Origin of the sequence: Streptococcus infantis (assembly GCF_047460685.1) — a bacterium.
In the GTDB taxonomy this organism is placed as follows: Bacteria; Bacillota; Bacilli; order Lactobacillales; family Streptococcaceae; genus Streptococcus; species Streptococcus infantis_AD.
In genome coordinates this window covers 41,636-59,719 of record NZ_JASHFS010000006.1, presented here as the reverse complement: position 1 = coordinate 59,719, position 18,084 = coordinate 41,636, and the positions used below count along the sequence as shown (strand labels likewise).

Below are 18,084 nucleotides of genomic sequence, written 5' to 3'. Positions count from 1 at the left end.
TATAGTTACTTACTCTCCTTTAGCAAGACTAATAGCTTTTCAGCTTCTGCCATAATAGTATTGTTGTCCTGAGAACCAAATGACAGGTTATTTTTTAATCCTGTGAGAGTTTCGTTAGCATTGGACTTAAGAATTGGATCCTGAATCTTTTTAAGTAACTCTTCCGCCTCTCTCAGTTTTTCTTCAACCTTTTCAGTTTCAACCTGAGGTTCCTCTGGTTCCGATGGTGATTCTTCTTCTGATTCCTCTGGTTCTTTTAGTTTTGGAGATTCTGCTTTCTCATTTTTCGGTTTTTCTTCGCGAGGTTTTTCCTCCTCAATTTTTTCTGTCTGAGGTTTCTCCTCTGTTGGTTTCTCTGTTTGATTGTTAGCAGCTTGACTATTGTGGTTTCTTTGAACATGGTCGCTCGCATTACCCCAACCACTATCTGAATGCGGACGTTCGTTTGGATGTTCGACATAATACTTCACAGTTTCAAATAGCTCTTCTAAAGTATACCCCTTAGGTGCCTCATAAAGTCCTTCGTCAAACCACTCAAATTTGATGTTATGGTAATGGTCATAATGAGGTATAATCAAACTTCCATTTTTAACTTCCACAGTATGTTGGAGATTGTAAGGCATACGGTCAAGTGGTACCTTCTTAGCTGCTTTTACTCGATTGTAAATCGCTTCTGCTCCCTTAGCCTCAGTATTTCCTGAACTTTGATGATTTGTTGAAGGAGGTGTCAAACCTTTCTCTTTAGCATAAGCTTGACCTGCTGCTCTTTCAGCTTCAGACAAACTATCTTTCTTAATCCAATGACTGTGGCTCATATGCGGAGTTACATAGGCATCCCCCTCATCACTGGTGATATCACGGGGATCAAAGATATAGCCATCTTCTGTTGTATACTTGCCTGCCAACTTGGCTACTTGAATCTCATCATCTGTGTAAGTTATTTGTGCATTTGGTTTTCCTAAACGTTCTGGATGACGAATCGGCGCTAGAAAAGCAAGGATATCATCAACTAACTTGACTTTATCACTTGACTCATCGTTGAGACGTTCCAATAGTCTATCCAAAGCGTCAAAATCAGCTTGGCGCCCTTTATTGGAAATCAAATCTTGATGAACTGTTGCTAGTAAATCATAAACTTTGTTGTAAAATTTTTGATAACCAGATGCAAGATTGGTTTTCTTAGCTCCTAACTCATGAGACAAACTTTCTTGTTTGGCAAGTTTATTATCAATGGCTGCAACAGTTTCTGCTGAAAGTTCCTTGGCAGAAATATAACGCGAAATTCCATTCTCTTCGAAGACATAACCATCAACCACCTTTCGAATCGCCTGTTTTACCAATTTTCCATCAATTGGATTGCTTGGAGCTGGTTGTGGATTTGGTACAGGTTGTGGACTTGGTATTGGGGTAGGCTCTGGAACAGGGATTGGATTTGGAAGACTTGGAGTCGGAATTGGTTTTAATTCTTTACCACCTGCAGTTGTATGATTTCCTTGATAATTTTCAGAAATCATTCTCGCAATCTTCTGCTCTAAATCAGACATTTGAGAATAAGGGATAAAGTGGTAATGATCTCCGTGTGGCACTGCAACACCATTCGCAGTTTTTCTTGTAATTTGCGCTGGATCAAAGACAAGCCCATCTGATTCCACATGTCGTTGGCTGAGTGGCAAGGCATAAAGTTGTTTCAAAAGACTAGATACATCTTCATTTGGACTTGCTTGATAGCTATTATCCACTTGTGGGCTAACAGTTGGAGCCCATCTTCTAATATTTGTCTCAACATTACTATGATTTGTTTGTCCATAAGAACTACTATTCGATGCCTCTGATGAGCTGCTAGAAGAATTTGGTGACGGACGATACCCAACTGAGCTTGTTTGGCCACCTTTTCCAGCTAAAAAGGCCTGGGCAGCAGCAAGTTCACTAGCCGATAAGTCACTCTTTGGAATATAGTGGAAATGATTGCCATGGGGAACGATGTATGCATCACCCGTATCCTCTATAATATCACTTGCATTAAAAACATAGCCATCATCCGTCGTATAACGTCCCTGAGCCCTTGCTAGAGTGACTTCATTGCTAACCTTTGATCCACCATCATGCCCATGTTCTTGCTTCTGACGATTGATTTCTTCCTTACTACGGATATTTTCTGTATGGGAAGCATCCTTGAGGTACACATAATAGCGACCATCAACCTTAATGACATAACCACCCTTGACTTCGTTGACAATATCCTCATTTCGAAGTTGATAATTCGAATCCTTCATCAGGAGTTCCTCGCTAATAATAGCATCATAAGGAACCTTGCCATTAAAGTAATGATAATGGTCCCCATGTGAAGTTACGTAGCCTTGATCGGTAATCTTAACGACAATCTGTTCAGCATTAATACCTTCTCGCTGACTAACCTCATCTGGCGTCAGATTTTCAGTCTTAGCACTAGCCTGATTCCCTTCTATATAAGACACACGATTAGACTCTTTACTAGTCTGTACCGCTTGGTAACGCCCCAATTCATAACTGGAAAGGCTTAATGCTAAAAGAGCTACCGAACCAAGAACATATTTTTTATTGATTTTCATCTTAATACACTTTCTATTTCATTTATTCGTTAAAGAAGAACTACACCTTTTCCTAAAGAACTTCCTTAACCAGTTAAACATCTATTTAGAAAAATAACTCACTTTTAAAACTCCTCCTATTTTCTATATTTCAAACAAGATTTGAGCGAGTGAGTTACCTCTTTATGTGCTTAACCAGTTATTTAACTAGTTAATAGTTTACTCCTATAACATAAATCTGTCAAGAATTTTTTTGACTTTCAGGTAAAATCTAGATAAAAAAGAGGAATATCCCCTAGTATGAGATAGATTCCTCTTTATAATATTTTAGTGTTGAAATGGCATAAAATCCGAAACAAAGGAAATGTTATCCTTATCTTCTGCGTTGACAAGATTTAAAAATAGCTTTTGAAATTCTTCAAATTCATAGTCTGAATGACAAATCCACTCCTTACCCGTCGAGACATACCATTTTCCAAGACTTGCAAGTTGCTCCTTGGTCAAGGATGGTACATGAGAGCAATGTTCAAAGTTAATAATATAAACTTTTTCATAGATTGATTTGATAAAATCTTTGAGCATAAACCTTCCTCGCTTAAATTCTATACCTAATAACTAGTTGTACTATTCAATCACTTGGGTCTCAGCTAGTTTCTTGTACCAGTGAGCTGATTTCTTTGGATAGCGTTCTTGCGTTTCAAAGTCCACATAGAAGAGTCCGTAACGTTTTTCATAACCATTAGACCATGAGAAGACGTCCATGAGTGACCAGATGAAGTATCCTTTGACGTTTGCACCATCGGCAATCGCATCAGACAATACTTCCAAATGTTGTTTCACATAATCGATACGGCCATCATCGTAAACAGTGTTGTCCACAAATTCATCTTTGTATCCAAGTCCATTTTCAGTGATGTAGATTTTCTTGTAGTTTGGATAGTCTTTCTTGACGCGCATGATTTGGTCATACAAACCTTGAGGATAGATGATCCAGTCCCAGTCAGTACGAGGTACATAGTCAGGAGCTACACGACGACCAACACCCTTGATTTGGTATTTAGAGCTTCCTTTTTCTCCTTTACCATTGTGGATGATCTCAGTTTCACCATCAAAGGCTTCCATCCAGTCACTCATGTAATAGTTAATTCCAAGGAAGTCGTTCAAATCTTTAGCTGCTTCAAGTGCTGCAAAGTCTTCGTCACGAAGATCCAACTCACCACCATTTACTGATAAGATGTGGTTTACACCTTCCATTGTTGCATCTGAATAGTGTCCAAGGTAGGTTGCATCTAGAATAAACTTGTTGTGGATGATATCTTCCAACTCAGCAGCACGAACGTCTGCAGGATTTTTAGGATCCAATGGATACTTAGTTGGAAGGGCGTGAACAACCCCGATTTCACCTTTGTAGCCTTTGTCTTTGTACAATTTCACAGCACGTGCATGAGAAACCATCATATTGTGGTGGGATTGGAAGACTTTCGCAAGGTCATATTGAATACCTGGTGGGAATTTACCGACCAAGTATTGACCGTCACCGATTGGTCCAATTTCATTAAAGGTTGTCCAGTAGTTTACTTCTGGAAATTCTTCAAAACAGAAGGCCGCATAATCTACAAAGTGTTCGATGTTTTCACGATTTAAGAAGTCTCCATTTGAGTGAAGAGCTTCAGGTGTATCAAAGTGATGAAGAGTAACGAACGGTTCTACATGACGTTTATGACATTCAGCAAATAACTTATGATAGAATTCTACCCCTTTTGGATTTACTTCACCATAACCAGTTGGAAAAATACGTGACCAAGCAATAGAAATACGGATACCGTTTACCCCATATTCCTCAGCCAACTTTAAGTCCACTGGATATTTATGGTAGAAATCACTCGCTGGTTCAGCTGTGTACCAATAGTTATCTGCTAGGTATTTGTCCCAGGCAACAGAACCTTTACCATCTGTATGTGTAGCACCTTCTGCTTGATAAGCTGCTGTTGCGCCACCAAATATAAAATCTTTAGGAAGTGTTTTTGTCATTTTTTCACCTATTTCTTGATTGGATAAAATGAAAAGCGAGCGGAGAGGAGTTAGTGAGGTACCCATCTCCGTCTCACTTCTTGTACAAAGTCACCAAATAGTGACATAAAGGGGGAAAATAAATATATAATCAGGAGACTGTTTTACAGTCCTCAAGGTCAGTCGAATTGTGACATGAGGAGGTAAAAACGATATTTTTTTACCGACGAATTAACAAGGCGATTAGGAAATTCGCCATAGCGATTTCCGTGATGATAGGAGACTGTTTTACAGTCCCTATCATCAATCGAATTGCGCTTGAACAAAGGCTAGAGCACCTTTACCATCACGAGTCAACTTGATGTATTGAGCTCCTTCAGTCTTAGCCAATTTGATTCCAAGTTTATCTGTTTCAGCCTTCATGTCCTCATAGTTTGATGCTACTTGAGGAGCAAGGATAACAAGGTCAAATTCTGGCAACATCTCACGGTGAGCTCCATAGCCACCAGCGGCTGCCTTAACAGGAACATTGTATTCTGCTGCTGCTTTGTTCAAGGCGTTGGCAAGAAGACCACTTGTTCCTCCACCTGCACAGAGAACGAGTACGTTGGTTTCTTCAGTGATTGTATTTTGTGCTGATTCTACTCCAGCTTTTTCAAGGATAGCATCAGCTTTAGCAGTGTTGAAGTTTGCTGCAACTTTTTCTTTTAATTCATCATTAGCTTTGCCTGAACGTTCTTCTTCAAGAATTTGTTCGTCATAAACCTTGAGGAATGGATAGTAGATAACAATATCTACTACGATTAACAATGCTGCAAGAGCAAATGACAAGAACTGGAAGTTTGTACCAAGGACAATCCCCAAAGGTCCAGGAGTAACCCATGGAAGGTTGGCAGTAAATGAGTTCATGCCAAGAGTTTCGATAAAGAATTTGAAGATCCAAACGTTTGCAATTGGAGCAAAGATAAATGGAATAAAGAAGATTGGGTTCAAAACAAGTGGTGCACCAAACAGGATTGGTTCGTTTACACCGAAGAATGTAGGAACTACTGAAGCGCGTCCGATGGCACGGTTACGCTTAGACTTACACAACCACATAAACATGAATGGAACTACAAGAGTTGCTCCTGTACCACCCATAGTGACGATAAACATTTGTGTACCAGATGTAAGGATCTTATCAGCGTGCATACCTTGTTGAAGAAGGTTCAAGTTGACTTCGGCATTTGCATAAGTGATCGCTGCAATGGCAGGTTCAACGATAGATGGGCCGTGAATACCGACAAACCAGAAGAAGGCAAAAGCACCAAAGATAATGGTAATACCAAGATAACCGTCTGCTGCTGAGAATAATGGGGCAAAGAATTTACCAATTGATTCTGCAACGCTTGCACCAACAAATTGACGAGCGAGCAAGTCAAGAGCATAAAGAGAAACAACTGAAAGCGTAAACGGAATAACGTCTTTAAAGACTTGTGAGATATTCGGTGGAACTTCGTCAGGCATGCGAATAGTAACGTTGTTCTTCACACAAACCTTATAGATAGCTACAGTTACAAAAGCTGCCAGGAAGGCTGAAAGCAACCCTTTTGTACCAAGGAAACCAGTTGCAAAGCCACCTTCAATTGGATCAGCTGCCAACATCAATAATCCAACAATAGCCGCCAATAGCGTTGACATATAGTTGATTTGGTTGGTTTTTTCCATGCTACGGTTAACAGAGTCTGTTAATGATTTAGCAGTCGTACCAGCTAGCAAGACTGCTAGAATTCCCATAGAGTAGCTGTAAGGTTTCATCAAAAGTGCTACTACTTCATCAGACCATTTAAAGCCCCAAGAGTTTGGAACAAAAGCAATCAAGATAAAAATACTTGAGAATAGAATGACTGGCATTCCTGCGATAAATCCATCCCGAATAGCACGAAGATAGATATTTCGAGATAGTTTTTCAAAGAAAGGCTTCCCTTTCTCGATATAGGCAATTAACTTATTCATTATTTAGCTCCTCTTTTATAAAGTTCGATTAAATGGTGCATCAAATCTTTTAGCAAGATTGTTGTCATCAGGTGATCTTGACCATGCATCATGGTCACGCTATAAGCCAAATCATCACCAGCAGCTTCCTTGGTTAAAAGACTAGTTTGCGCGTGGTGTGCTTCAGCGATACAGCTACCAGCTTCCTCAACTAGGCTATCCGCTTTCGCGAAATCACCAGCTTCAGCAGCCTTCAAAGCTTCCAATAATTTTGAACGAGCATCACCTGCATAGGCAACAATCTCAAAACCTAACAATGTTACTTCTTCTCTATTCATGATAGATTTCTCCTTATATAATTTTTAGTAAATGTTATGACAATAAACGTTGGATGTGTAGAACAAGATAAACTCGTTCACTCTTGTAGAGGTCAAGACCAGTTTCCTGTGCAATGACTTCATAAATTTTGCTACCAATCTCGAATGCTTCTGGATAGGTATTCTTTATATGTTCTTCCATATCAAGCAAGGATTGATTATCATCCCGACTACGATCCAGATAATCCAAGAAATAATTGAGATGAATCATAAAGCGGTCGTAGAAATTATTATTTTCAGGTGTTCGCTGGATTTTATAACTCTTCAAAACGCTTTCAACACTCTTTAAAATTTCCTTTCTCTTATCAATCGACTCAACAACTTCGACTTCATTTTCACCTTCTGCATTGATGAAGTGATAAGCGATACGAATGATCTCGTCTTCAGGAAAATTTTCCGTCAGTTTTTGACGATAGATTTCAAAGGCTTCTTGTGCAATTTGAAAAGCGATAGGATACTTGGCAGAAATATCAGGCAAGTTACTATCCTTATAGCGTCCTTGACTAATAGCCTGATAAGAACAATAGATATGGTCTGTCAGAGTGACGTATAGATACTCTTGGACAGGATATTGATATTTTTTAGAAAGATTATCAATAATCTCATAAGTAACCGTAATAAAATCAAGCGGTACATCCTTGAGAAGAGCCATAAAGTTTTCTCGCGACTCTTCTGTTTTCATTCGGAAAACTTTTTCAACCTGATCCTCAGAAATCAAATCTCCCTTCTTCTTACCGAATGAAATACCCTTACCAATTACGATCAACTCCTCTCCTTTGCTATTCCGCACGAGAGAAACATTGTTATTCATTGGATTTAATATCCGATACATGGCAACCTCCTTGCCCTATTATTTAAGTTTTGTGAGCATAAAAAATGACCACAAACGAACTCAGAAAATTTACCTCTGAGTCATCTGTGATCATGCCTAATATTACTTAGTAACACTCACTTTGTATTAACTTGTGATTTAAGTATAGCACAAGATTTTTATTTTGTAAACCTTTACATACAACTTTTTTTAAAAGTTTTTTTACTAGGTTTTAGGACATAAAGGGGGAAGTTTACACACGTTCAGTCCATGAAGTTGCTGTTGTTTTAAGAACCTTGTTGAGTTCGTCAATGTTCTCAAATCCAGTTGTACGCAACCACTCACGAGCTGCTGCTTCACCGTCTTTGATGTAAGCTTCAACTGATCCAGCCCATGTTGCACGTCCGCAAAGAACACCATTGAAGTTTGCGCCTGATTCGTGGGCAAAGACAAGAGTTTCTTGGAAGAGTTTAGCTGATACACCTGCACTTAAGTAGATGTAAGGAAGGTTAGTAGCTTCGTCTTGAGCTTTGAAGAAAGCAGTTGCTTCTTCACGTGTATGAACGATTTCTCCATCGCCAAATCCTTCAACGTATTTAACGTTAACTGGAACTTCCACTTTCAAGACATCAATATTGAAACGTGGGTCTGAGAAGACCTTCATCGCACCAATAACCTTGTGTGGTTTTACTTTAGCGTATTCGGCAGAACCTGCGTCCGCAATCTTTTCATCGTAAGCAAGAATTTCAAGGAAGAATGGAATATCTTCCGCCACACACTCAGAACCGATACGTTCGATGTAGGCTTGTTTTTGTTGATTAAGTTCGTCAGAGCTGTCTACATCATAGTAAAGCAAGAACTTAACAGCATCTGCACCTTGTTCTTTGATACGTTTTGCAGACCAAACATCCAAGCAGTCTGGCAAACGTTTTGTACTTGTTGTGTCGTAACCTGTTTTTTCATAAGCAAGGAGAAGACCAGCTTTTGGAGCAAGTGCTTTGGTTGCTGGAAGGCCATATTCAGGGTCAAGAAGCATTGATGAAGCGTATTTTGTCAATTCATCTGCTACCAAGACTTTAAGTTCTTCCATTTGAGCTACTGTTGGCTCTTCTGTTTGGTATTGAGCCATAAGGCGTTTCAAAGCACCACGTTGGTCAAAGGCGAGAGCTGAGATGATACCATTCTCATCAGAGAGTTTTTGCATACAAGCGCGTTTATTTTCTGTTAAAACCATTTTATACCTCTTTTACAATTAATTGGTCATAGAGACCTTGATAGTTGGCCATATTGACATGACCGGTCATTTTTTCTTGAGCATTAAGCATACCAAGGACATTTGCCTTTATCAACAGTTCTTGATCCGTTTCTTTATGGAAAAGACCTGAAGCAATACCTGCCACTGTAGAATCGCCAGAACCTACTGGATTTACTACTTGAATTCTTGGAATATCTACTTTGTAGAAAGTGTTACCGTGTTTAGCGAATGCTCCGTTAGCACCTAAGGAAACGATAATCCACTCGATTCCATCAAATAGTGGTTCTTGAAGAACAGCTTTTAGCTCATCCAAATCTTTAGAAATTTCTCTACCCAAAAGTTGAGATAATTCTTCATTATTTGGCTTGATGACTGATGGTTTATGTGGAGACTCAAGAACTGCCTGAAGTGCAGCGCCTGAACAGTCCAATACAACAGGTTTCCCAGCTAGGTTAGCAAGTTCAACCAGATTAGCATAATAATCCACAGGAAGTCCTGCTGGTAGACTACCTGAAATGGCTACTACCTCTACAGTCTCTAAAAGTTCTTTGAAATGAGCCAAGAAATCTTGACCTTCTTTTTCTTGAACTTCAGGACCTTTTTCTAGGATTTCTGTTTGGTTTTCTCCATGTAGAATTGCGATACAGTTACGGGTTTCACCTTGAATAGAGAAGAAACGTTTGCTTACTTTATCATCAATATTTTCTACTAAAAAATCACCAAGTTTACCACCGACAAGTCCTGTTGCGACTACGGAGTCACCAAATTCTGATAGGACACGAGTAACGTTAAGACCTTTACCACCGGCCGTTTTAGTAACATCAACAACACGGTTGACAGTGTCAATTTTTAATTCATCCAAAGGATAGGAAATATCAATGGATGGGTTCATTGTGACTGTTAAAATCATAGGTCACCTCTTAGTCGTGGTATTCACCGCGATCCCATTTTTCAAGGAATTCTGTAAAGAAGTTGGCATCCGTTTGATAGTCGTTATGAGTTTCAACGTGTTGGATTTTAGCGATCAATTTTTTGTTTTCTTCAGATGGTTTGTATTCAGCGTTGATGAAAGCTTCAATGATATCGCACATAAGCAATTCACCAGTGATTTTACCACCAAATCCGATAACGTTGGCATTCAATTGTTCTTTTGCATAAAGAGCTGTTGTCATATCACGAACCAAGGCAGAACGAACACCTGGAACCTTGTTAACAGCGTTATTGATACCGACACCAGTACCACAGATACATACACCAAGATCAGCTTGGCCACTAACTACTGCTTCACCAACTTTTTTACCAAAGATTGGGTAGTGTGTACGAGCGTGGTCATAAGTACCAAAGTCGATGACTTCATGTCCTTTTGATTTCAAAAATTCTGAAACCGCCATTTTTTCATTTGTTACGATGTGGTCACATCCAATTGCAATTCTCATTTTTATCTTACCTTTCTTTCAATATAAAAATTAGCACATTTTGTTCAACATGTCGACCCTGATTTGGTGACGACCACCGTCATACTTACCATTTACAAAGCCTTTAGCGATGTTCTTAGCCAATTCGTCACCAACAAGTTGAGCACCCATAGTAATCATACGTGAGTTGTTGTGACCACGAGTCATATAGGCTGAACGTTCGTCAGATACTTCTGCAGCAACCATTCCTTTGATTTTAGTTGCAACCATAAATGGACCTGCACCATAAGCATCAATGACAATACCAAGGTTCTGTTCTTCTTTTTTAACTTCTTCAGCAACTGCGAGAGTTACATCAACGAAGTCTTGACCTTCAGCCGTAACATCCACAACGTGGAAGTTTTCTTTTTCCAAGAAATCTTTAACGACTTCTTTCAATCTTAAACCTGCAGCATCTGCACCAATAACAATAGACATATTGTATACTCCTTTTTTATAATAGACCAGTAAAAATATTTTGGATCTGGATTAGAAAATCTCCTTCACCAAGTAGTTACTAGTAGTTTTTGTTGACTATTTTAGTTTAAGAATGATTCATCTAATCACTCTTAAAAACTTCTCCTGGGAGAAATTTGAAGAATAACTTGTTAAAATAAACACAAATTGTTCTTTCTAAACATAATATACTACTATTGTTTAAAAAAGTCAACAGTTTGTGTTTGTTTTTGTTTATTTTTTAGAAAATTTCTATATCAAAACCAATTTGATCACTTTGACCTGGATTTAAGATTCGAACATTTTTCTTATCCTCTAGATGATTGCCCTCTTCAAGTGATGTTGACAAACCTGACCAAGGTTCCAGAGCAAGGAAGGGACCTTTATTGAGCGTTGACCAAACAATGAGGTTTGGAAACTCCTTAAAGTTTAGTTTCAACCCCTTATCATGCTTACGTGACCGTAAGGAAACAGAGCGAGAGGCTAACTCATCTAAAGTCACAGCATCATAGCTAAAGAAATCATAGTTTAGATCCAATTCTTTTTGGTCTTTTAACCAGCTACTTCTATCTTGAAAATCTAACATCCCTGTTTCTGGGAATGGTTTAGGAACTGTACAAGTTTCTGACTTTTCAAATTCAAGATAGTAGTCTTCATAAGCTTCATCATCAAATAAAGGACAGTTAAAGCCAGGATGTCCACCAATAAAGTAAGGCATTTTCTTATCTGTTTCCTTATTGGTAACTTGATACTGTGTTCGAATAGTCTTTCCCGTAACAGTATAAGTTATTTCTAGACGAAAATGATAGGGATAGTTCTCATACATTTCTTGGTCATCTTCGATAGCAAAGGTGACAGAGTTCTCTGTTTGTTCTACTAATTCAAATTCTTTTTTTCGAACCAATCCATGACGTGGAATTTTACCTGTTACTTGACTACCATCTTCTTGATCATACAAGACACTATCATTTCTAACGGATCCACAAATTGGAAATAAAACAGGTGCTTGTCCACTCCAATAAGTTGGATTTCCCTGCCACAAATACTCCATTCCATCTTTGTCTTTTATTGAAGAAAGTGCACCACCAAAAGTTTGAAACTGTACACATAGCTGTTCTGTTTTTAATTCAATCATTAGAATTACCTCCATTTATTTAAGACCTAAAAAAACTAGGCTGTCGACTCCAGATTTGGAAACTGACAACCTAGTTTTTACAATTTACATTTTTAGGAGCGAATTATTTTGCGTTTGCTGCGTATTCTTCATTACGTTTGATCATTTGTTTTCTGTACCATGCAAAGATACCAACGTAGAATACTAGGAATACTAATGCGCCAAGGATAGCTTTGATATCACCAGTTGTAGCATTACCAATTGCCCAACCAAATAGTTTTTCGATTGGTCCTTCAAGAGTTGAGTGAGTAATCAATTGAGTTTGGCTTACACCTTCTGGGAAGGCACCTACACCTTTAGCAAGTTCTGTTGCAAATGGTGCGATAAGTGTACCTGAAAGAAGGAAGAGTGGCAACAAGAGTGTTCCGAAGATAATCATACGGAGCAATTTACCACGAGTAACTACCAAGAGAGCTGGAGTTACACCCATTGCGATGATACCAGCAAGTGGCAAGATACCATTTCCGACATTTGAAAGAAGCACAGCTTCAACCAACATGATTGGTGCAAGTACGTTGGCACAAGCCCAGATTTCAGCACGACCAGCGATAAATGGCCAGTCAAGACCGATGTTGAATTTACGTCCTTGAAGACGTTTAGTAGCAACGTTTGTAATACCTTGTGAAAGTGGTTCTACGGCTGCGATGAACCATGAACCGATCAATGAGAAGAGCTCCAAGCAGACACCGGCAGTCAAACCAAGTGACAACCAACCTTTAATAACAAGTTCCCATTTTTCAGCACCTTCAACACCAGGAACTGGATGTGGAGTTCCCATCAAACCGATAACGATACCAAGGATGAAACCGATGAAGAATTTAGATCCCCAGAAACCGATTCGTTTGTTCAATTTAGCAGCGTCAAAGTCGTATTTATCAAGACCTGGGAAGAGTTTATCAAAAATCTTATCCAAAACCATGATAACTGGGTTCATCATGTAGTTCATGTGAGTTGAAGTCATTGGTGATGAACTTGGTGCGTTAAGAAGGTCATCAAATGTTGGTTTCATCAAGTCAGAGTTGATGATTTTAAGAACCCCTACAAGGACAACTGCTGCAGTCGCGATGAAGAGTGAAACTCCTTGGCTAACTCCATTGTTGTCAGCGTACCATTTAATCAAAAGACCTGTGATAGACAAGTGCCAGATATCAAAGATATCGACGTCAAGTGTATCAGTTTTCTTCATTGCAAGCATTACAATGTTGACGATCAACATCACAAGCAAGAAGTAAAGTGTCCAAGCTGAACCCCAAGTGATTGTAGCAAGTGGTGCCCAACCAACGTCGGTGATGTTCAATTGAATACCAGTATTTTCAACGAATTTTGCAAGAGAAGCTGAGAAAGCTCCGTTAAGCATTCCGATGATAGCACCGATACCAGTAAGTGCGATGGCAAGTTTGATACCACCTTCAAGTGCTTTGGAGAATTTCACTCCAAATAGTAAAGCCAATACTGTCAAAATGATCAGCATGATAATTGGGCCACCCATATCCAAGATTGGCTTGAATACTTTATTGGCCAAGTCAATAATGAAATCCATAATTTTCCTCCCTTTATTTTTATGGAATATTTACAAATTAATAATTAGCTTAGACCATGTTCTTTGATAGCTGCTTCAATATTGTCATAAACTGGAGCGCTCATAGCTGGAATACGGAACAAGATTGGTCCTGCTTCAACAACTGGGATACCTGGTTCAAAACCTAAATCAGTAGCAGCGATTGGTGTGAAGATATCATAACCTTTAATCAAGTCTTCATTGACATCTTTTACCATAACAGCATCACATTGAACATCGTACCCACGGTTAGAAAGTTCTTCTTCAAGAGCACTTTTAATTTGGTGGCTTGAGTTAACACCTGCACCACAAGCAGCAAGAATTTTAATCATTTGGATTTCCTCCGTTTTTATATAAAAATTATTAACAAATTAAGCAGTCGCTTCTGAGATATATTGGAACAAAGCTTCAGGTTCCGTAATCTTAGAGAGCGCTTCAAGATGACCATTGCCTGTAAAGAAGTCCATCAACTGCGCAAGAATATTTGTTTGACTTGAGCTTGAATTGTTGATGATAAAGAAGAGTAATGATACTTCTACTTCCTTATCAGGGGCAATCATATTGTGGAACGTTACTGGTTTTTCCAGACGAACCACGACAACATTTTCAGTTAGATTATGAATTGTATCAGTATGAGGAATAGCTACGTTAGGCAAATCCTTCCCTAAAAACTCCATATCCAAACCAGTTGGGAACGATTTTTCACGTTCAATCAAGGCCGAACGATAGGTCTCTGTAACAACTTTCTTTTCTTCCAATATGGTTGCAACTTGATCGAAAAGTTGCTCTTGATTATCTGCTTCTAAGCAAAAGACTAGGTCTTTGTCAAAGAAATGATCTAATCCCATGACCTTCTCCCTTCATATTTAACTTTTATGGTATAAGTATAACACTATATGAAACCGTTGTCAATATTTTTTTGTTGCATTTTGTTTGATTTTTATTTTTTTTGTTTACGAATTAAACATTTAATAATTTCAAACATATTTTTTATAAATTTCTTAATAAGTAAAACAAAAAACAGGAATGCCTCCTGTTTTCACGATATTAACTCTTTTTATTGGTCCAACTTTCTTCCACCATTGGAAGGAGATTTTTTAATACCTATGGAACACCTTCAAGAGAAACATATCTAAACTTACCATCATCGGATTTAAAAAACCAGATAATTAAATATTTCCCATTCTTAGCAATACAGTTTACTACATAGGCCTCATAGCCACCGATAGTTGATTTTGACCCCCATACCTTGGAAAATTCTTGACTTTTCTGTTTAGATTCATAAATGCTAGTTGAAATTTGAACAGTTTCAAGCGCAGCGTACTCACTTTCACTAATACCAAACTGCTAAGGTTTAAAGGTATTGAGAGTTACAATATTGACATCCGTCCCATCACAGTACTGAATATCATCTCCACCTTCAATTTCTTTGAAATGAACCCATGATTTAGGAATTTTTACATAGCCATAATCATCTGAACCTACTATTTGAGTTTCTTCTGTCTGGCTAGATAAGAAAGGCGATGATTAAGTGCCACTGGTCTGGACGTGATTCGCAACCACGTAAAAGAAGCCTCAGCATTCGTACTGCTGGTGCTTTTCCATTGCTCATGGCTTAGAAAACTATCACTTTTTCGCAGAGTCCGTATAACATATTTACGGAGCAGGTGCAAGAAAATGCGTTTTTTGAGAGGTTCTGACTAAAAATACGTCTATTTATTTTTTATTGTTTTTTATTGTAGAGCAGACCCAAGCGAATGAACATAGGTTGTAAAAAGCAAATGAAAAAATTGCGAGGATAATAGCTTCTGTGCCAAAATAACCCATTTCGAGACCTCTTTTCAACAACAACAAGCCTGTAGTTTCGATAACGATCAAACATAAAAATATATATAAAATTTTCGCCTTAAGCATATTGTTACCGCTTTCTTTTTATTTGGTTTTATTGTATAATAAAAGTTGAAAAAAATCAAAAATACATAACCACCCATCTAACGGGTGGTTTGCACTAAGGCTATAAGTCCACATTACCAGCCAGCGCCTAAAGACGCTGGCTTTCACCTTGTTCAAGCCTCATCGCTCTTGACTCGTCACTTACCACTATCCCTAAAGGGATCCTCATATTCTTTCACACTTAATTTATCTAGTGCTATATCATCCCATACTCGTTCTCAAATTTTTTATACTCGTGAAGAAATCATCCACTGGATAATTTCTTTAATCTTGGATATATTTCCTTATTGTGCCTTCATTAAGCCCTACTGTACTCACATAATAACCTTCCGCCCAGAAATGTCGATTCCCAAACTTGTATAGTTGATTGAAAGAAGATATGAACAAAGAGATTAGGAAAGTCAAATCAATTTCTAAAAATGTTTTAGAATTTGTAGTGTACTATTCTAAGTTCAATCTGCTATACTTGAGGTTGGCGCGTTTGTCAAACATTAAGAAAAGAGGCTGGGCAAAAAGTCTTTAAAATCAGAAAAACGCATAATATCAGATGTTGAAAACCTTGATACTATGCGTTATATTTTTTCATTTTCGGAGAAAATTGACTTTTTACCCAGCCTCTTAAAAAATCATTATTTTATATTTATCTTATTTTTTCTTGAGAGCTCAACTATTCTTCATCCATGCTCAATACGCTGAGAAAGGCTTCTTGTGGGACTTCTACTGAACCGATGGCTTTCATGCGTTTCTTACCAGCTTTTTGTTTTTCAAGGAGTTTACGTTTACGAGAAACGTCACCACCGTAACATTTAGCAAGCACGTTTTTACGAAGAGCTTTAATATCTGTACGCGCGACAATCTTGTGCCCAATTGCTGCTTGGATCGGAACTTCAAATTGTTGACGAGGAATGATTTTCTTGAGCTTATCAACGATGAGTTTCCCACGTTCGTAGGCAAAGTCCTTGTGAACGATAAAGCTAAGAGCATCCACCTTATCACCATTAAGAAGGATATCCATTTTCACCAGCTTAGATGGACGATACTCTGACAATTCGTAATCAAAGCTTGCATAACCGCGTGTCGAAGATTTGAGTTTATCGAAGAAGTCAAAGACAATCTCAGCTAGTGGGATTTGATAGATAACATTAACACGATTGTCATCGATATAATCCATGGTCACAAAGTCACCACGTTTGCGCTGAGCTAATTCCATTACTGCTCCGACAAATTCTTGCGGTACCATGATTTGTGCCTTAACATATGGTTCTTCGATAGTTGCAATCTTTGTAGGATCCGGGAACTCGGATGGATTAGACACATCCATAGACTCACCATCAGTCTGATTAACCTTGTAGATAACAGATGGTGCAGTCATAATAAGGTCGATGTTAAACTCACGTTCCAAACGTTCCTGAATAACATCCATATGAAGAAGTCCAAGGAAACCACAACGGAAACCAAATCCAAGAGCTTGAGAAGTTTCAGGTTCAAACTGAAGACTAGCATCGTTGAGTTGCAATTTTTCAAGAGCTTCACGAAGGTCATTGTATTTATTTGACTCGATTGGATAGAGACCTGCGAAAACCATTGGATTCATCTGCTTGTATCCTGAAAGTGGTTCGGTCGCTGGATTTGTCGCCAAGGTTACTGTATCACCGACACGTGTGTCCTGAACAGTCTTGATTGAAGCCGCGATATAACCAACGTCACCTGTCGCAAGGAAGTCTCGTCCTACTGCTTTAGGTGTGAAAATTCCGACTTCAGTTACATCGAAGGTCTTACCATTGCTCATGAGCTGAATCTTATCACCAGGTTTGACTACTCCATCCATGACACGAACTTGGAGGATAACTCCACGATAGGCATCATATACTGAGTCGAAAATCAAAGCCTTAAGCGGCGCCGTCACATCACCTGTTGGCGCTGGCACTTTTTCTACGATTTGCTCGAGAATTTCTTCGATACCAATACCGGCTTTAGCTGATGCTAAGACTGCTTCACTAGCATCCAAACCAATCACATCTTCAATCTCTGTACGCACGCGCTCTGGATCTGCAGCTGGCAGGTCAATCTTGTTAATAACTGGCATGATTTCCAAATCATTATCCAAGGCCAGATAAACATTGGCAAGGGTTTGAGCCTCAATCCCTTGAGCAGCATCGACCACCAAAATAGCACCCTCACAGGCAGCTAGGGAACGTGATACCTCATAAGTGAAGTCCACGTGTCCAGGTGTGTCAATCAAGTGGAAGATATAAGTCTCACCATCCTTAGCCGTATAATTAAGCTCGATAGCATTAAGCTTGATAGTAATTCCACGCTCACGCTCTAAATCCATACTATCAAGAAGTTGGGCTTGCATTTCACGACTGGAAACTGTCTCTGTCTTTTCCAAAATACGGTCAGCTAGTGTTGACTTTCCATGGTCAATATGGGCGATAATAGAGAAGTTACGAATCTTCTCCTGTCGTTTTTTCAATTCTTCTAAGTTCATCATT

The 18,084-nt window shown here is 38.7% G+C and carries 15 protein-coding genes and 2 pseudogenes; all 17 read right to left on the bottom strand.

Annotation, left to right across the window (positions count from 1 at the left end):
- Window positions 1–5 precede the first annotated feature (5 nt).
- The 17 genes and pseudogenes from QM917_RS03980 to lepA all read right to left on the bottom strand — a co-directional run bounded on the left by QM917_RS03980 (window position 6) and on the right by lepA (window position 18,080).
- Window positions 6–2,588 carry a pneumococcal-type histidine triad protein gene (locus QM917_RS03980; protein WP_414284936.1) on the bottom strand — a complete coding sequence of 861 codons (2,583 nt, stop codon included), beginning with the start codon at window positions 2,586–2,588 and terminating at the stop codon, window positions 6–8.
- A 306-nt stretch (window positions 2,589–2,894) separates the two neighbouring features.
- Window positions 2,895–3,149: a DUF3884 family protein gene (locus tag QM917_RS03975; RefSeq protein ID WP_281334879.1), complete on the bottom strand. Its 255-nt coding sequence runs from the start codon at window positions 3,147–3,149 to the stop codon at window positions 2,895–2,897.
- Between the two features lie 42 nt (window positions 3,150–3,191).
- Window positions 3,192–4,598: a 6-phospho-beta-galactosidase gene (lacG, locus tag QM917_RS03970; protein ID WP_414284935.1), complete on the bottom strand. Its 1,407-nt coding sequence runs from the start codon at window positions 4,596–4,598 to the stop codon at window positions 3,192–3,194.
- A gap of 282 nt (window positions 4,599–4,880) precedes the next feature.
- The gene (locus QM917_RS03965; protein WP_414273615.1) at window positions 4,881–6,572 is read right to left on the bottom strand and encodes a lactose-specific PTS transporter subunit EIIC; all 1,692 of its coding nucleotides are present in this window, start codon (window positions 6,570–6,572) and stop codon (window positions 4,881–4,883) included.
- Window positions 6,572–6,889 carry a PTS lactose/cellobiose transporter subunit IIA gene (locus QM917_RS03960; protein ID WP_045763395.1) on the bottom strand — a complete coding sequence of 106 codons (318 nt, stop codon included), beginning with the start codon at window positions 6,887–6,889 and terminating at the stop codon, window positions 6,572–6,574. Before QM917_RS03960 ends, QM917_RS03965 begins: the two co-directional genes overlap by 1 nt.
- Before the next feature lie 34 nt (window positions 6,890–6,923).
- Window positions 6,924–7,760, bottom strand: coding sequence for a PRD domain-containing protein (locus tag QM917_RS03955; protein ID WP_414257624.1), 837 nt, complete (start codon window positions 7,758–7,760; stop codon window positions 6,924–6,926).
- A 232-nt stretch (window positions 7,761–7,992) separates the two neighbouring features.
- Window positions 7,993–8,973, bottom strand: coding sequence for a tagatose-bisphosphate aldolase (gene lacD, locus QM917_RS03950; protein WP_414284933.1), 981 nt, complete (start codon window positions 8,971–8,973; stop codon window positions 7,993–7,995).
- 1 nt (window position 8,974) lies between these two features.
- Window positions 8,975–9,904: a tagatose-6-phosphate kinase gene (locus QM917_RS03945; RefSeq protein WP_414284932.1), complete on the bottom strand. Its 930-nt coding sequence runs from the start codon at window positions 9,902–9,904 to the stop codon at window positions 8,975–8,977.
- Window positions 9,905–9,914: 10 nt separating this feature from the next.
- Window positions 9,915–10,430, bottom strand: a complete 516-nt coding sequence (lacB, locus tag QM917_RS03940; protein WP_414273611.1) for a galactose-6-phosphate isomerase subunit LacB — start codon at window positions 10,428–10,430, stop codon at window positions 9,915–9,917.
- A gap of 30 nt (window positions 10,431–10,460) precedes the next feature.
- Window positions 10,461–10,886 carry a galactose-6-phosphate isomerase subunit LacA gene (lacA, locus tag QM917_RS03935; RefSeq protein ID WP_000029280.1) on the bottom strand — a complete coding sequence of 142 codons (426 nt, stop codon included), beginning with the start codon at window positions 10,884–10,886 and terminating at the stop codon, window positions 10,461–10,463.
- A 259-nt stretch (window positions 10,887–11,145) separates the two neighbouring features.
- Complete coding sequence (locus tag QM917_RS03930) at window positions 11,146–12,039, bottom strand: aldose 1-epimerase family protein (protein ID WP_414284930.1); 894 nt, start codon at window positions 12,037–12,039, stop codon at window positions 11,146–11,148.
- A gap of 103 nt (window positions 12,040–12,142) precedes the next feature.
- Entirely contained in the window at window positions 12,143–13,618 is a 1,476-nt protein-coding gene (locus QM917_RS03925) for a PTS galactitol transporter subunit IIC (protein ID WP_301560186.1), read from the bottom strand.
- Between the two features lie 44 nt (window positions 13,619–13,662).
- Window positions 13,663–13,968 (bottom strand): PTS sugar transporter subunit IIB, encoded by a 306-nt coding sequence (locus QM917_RS03920; protein WP_000590576.1) that lies wholly within the window; start codon window positions 13,966–13,968, stop codon window positions 13,663–13,665.
- Between the two features lie 39 nt (window positions 13,969–14,007).
- Complete coding sequence (locus QM917_RS03915; RefSeq protein WP_371558994.1) at window positions 14,008–14,484, bottom strand: PTS sugar transporter subunit IIA; 477 nt, start codon at window positions 14,482–14,484, stop codon at window positions 14,008–14,010.
- Window positions 14,485–14,740: 256 nt separating this feature from the next.
- Window positions 14,741–15,139 (bottom strand): annotated as a pseudogene (locus QM917_RS03910) (hypothetical protein); the annotation flags it as partial.
- A gap of 587 nt (window positions 15,140–15,726) precedes the next feature.
- Window positions 15,727–15,958 (bottom strand): annotated as a pseudogene (locus tag QM917_RS03905) (transposase); the annotation flags it as partial.
- 298 nt (window positions 15,959–16,256) lie between these two features.
- Complete coding sequence (gene lepA / locus QM917_RS03900; RefSeq protein WP_414284929.1) at window positions 16,257–18,080, bottom strand: translation elongation factor 4; 1,824 nt, start codon at window positions 18,078–18,080, stop codon at window positions 16,257–16,259.
- Between the last annotated feature and the right edge of the window lie 4 nt (window positions 18,081–18,084).

Coding starts and splice junctions, on each gene's coding strand:
- QM917_RS03980 (WP_414284936.1), bottom strand. CDS start 2,588: ATGAAAATCAATAAAAAATATGTTCTTGGTTCGGTAGCTCTTTTAGCA.
- QM917_RS03975 (WP_281334879.1), bottom strand. CDS start 3,149: ATGCTCAAAGATTTTATCAAATCAATCTATGAAAAAGTTTATATTATT.
- lacG (WP_414284935.1), bottom strand. CDS start 4,598: ATGACAAAAACACTTCCTAAAGATTTTATATTTGGTGGCGCAACAGCA.
- QM917_RS03965 (WP_414273615.1), bottom strand. CDS start 6,572: ATGAATAAGTTAATTGCCTATATCGAGAAAGGGAAGCCTTTCTTTGAA.
- QM917_RS03960 (WP_045763395.1), bottom strand. CDS start 6,889: ATGAATAGAGAAGAAGTAACATTGTTAGGTTTTGAGATTGTTGCCTAT.
- QM917_RS03955 (WP_414257624.1), bottom strand. CDS start 7,760: ATGTATCGGATATTAAATCCAATGAATAACAATGTTTCTCTCGTGCGG.
- lacD (WP_414284933.1), bottom strand. CDS start 8,973: ATGGTTTTAACAGAAAATAAACGCGCTTGTATGCAAAAACTCTCTGAT.
- QM917_RS03945 (WP_414284932.1), bottom strand. CDS start 9,904: ATGATTTTAACAGTCACAATGAACCCATCCATTGATATTTCCTATCCT.
- lacB (WP_414273611.1), bottom strand. CDS start 10,430: ATGAGAATTGCAATTGGATGTGACCACATCGTAACAAATGAAAAAATG.
- lacA (WP_000029280.1), bottom strand. CDS start 10,886: ATGTCTATTGTTATTGGTGCAGATGCTGCAGGTTTAAGATTGAAAGAA.
- QM917_RS03930 (WP_414284930.1), bottom strand. CDS start 12,039: ATGATTGAATTAAAAACAGAACAGCTATGTGTACAGTTTCAAACTTTT.
- QM917_RS03925 (WP_301560186.1), bottom strand. CDS start 13,618: ATGGATTTCATTATTGACTTGGCCAATAAAGTATTCAAGCCAATCTTG.
- QM917_RS03920 (WP_000590576.1), bottom strand. CDS start 13,968: ATGATTAAAATTCTTGCTGCTTGTGGTGCAGGTGTTAACTCAAGCCAC.
- QM917_RS03915 (WP_371558994.1), bottom strand. CDS start 14,484: ATGGGATTAGATCATTTCTTTGACAAAGACCTAGTCTTTTGCTTAGAA.
- lepA (WP_414284929.1), bottom strand. CDS start 18,080: ATGAACTTAGAAGAATTGAAAAAACGACAGGAGAAGATTCGTAACTTC.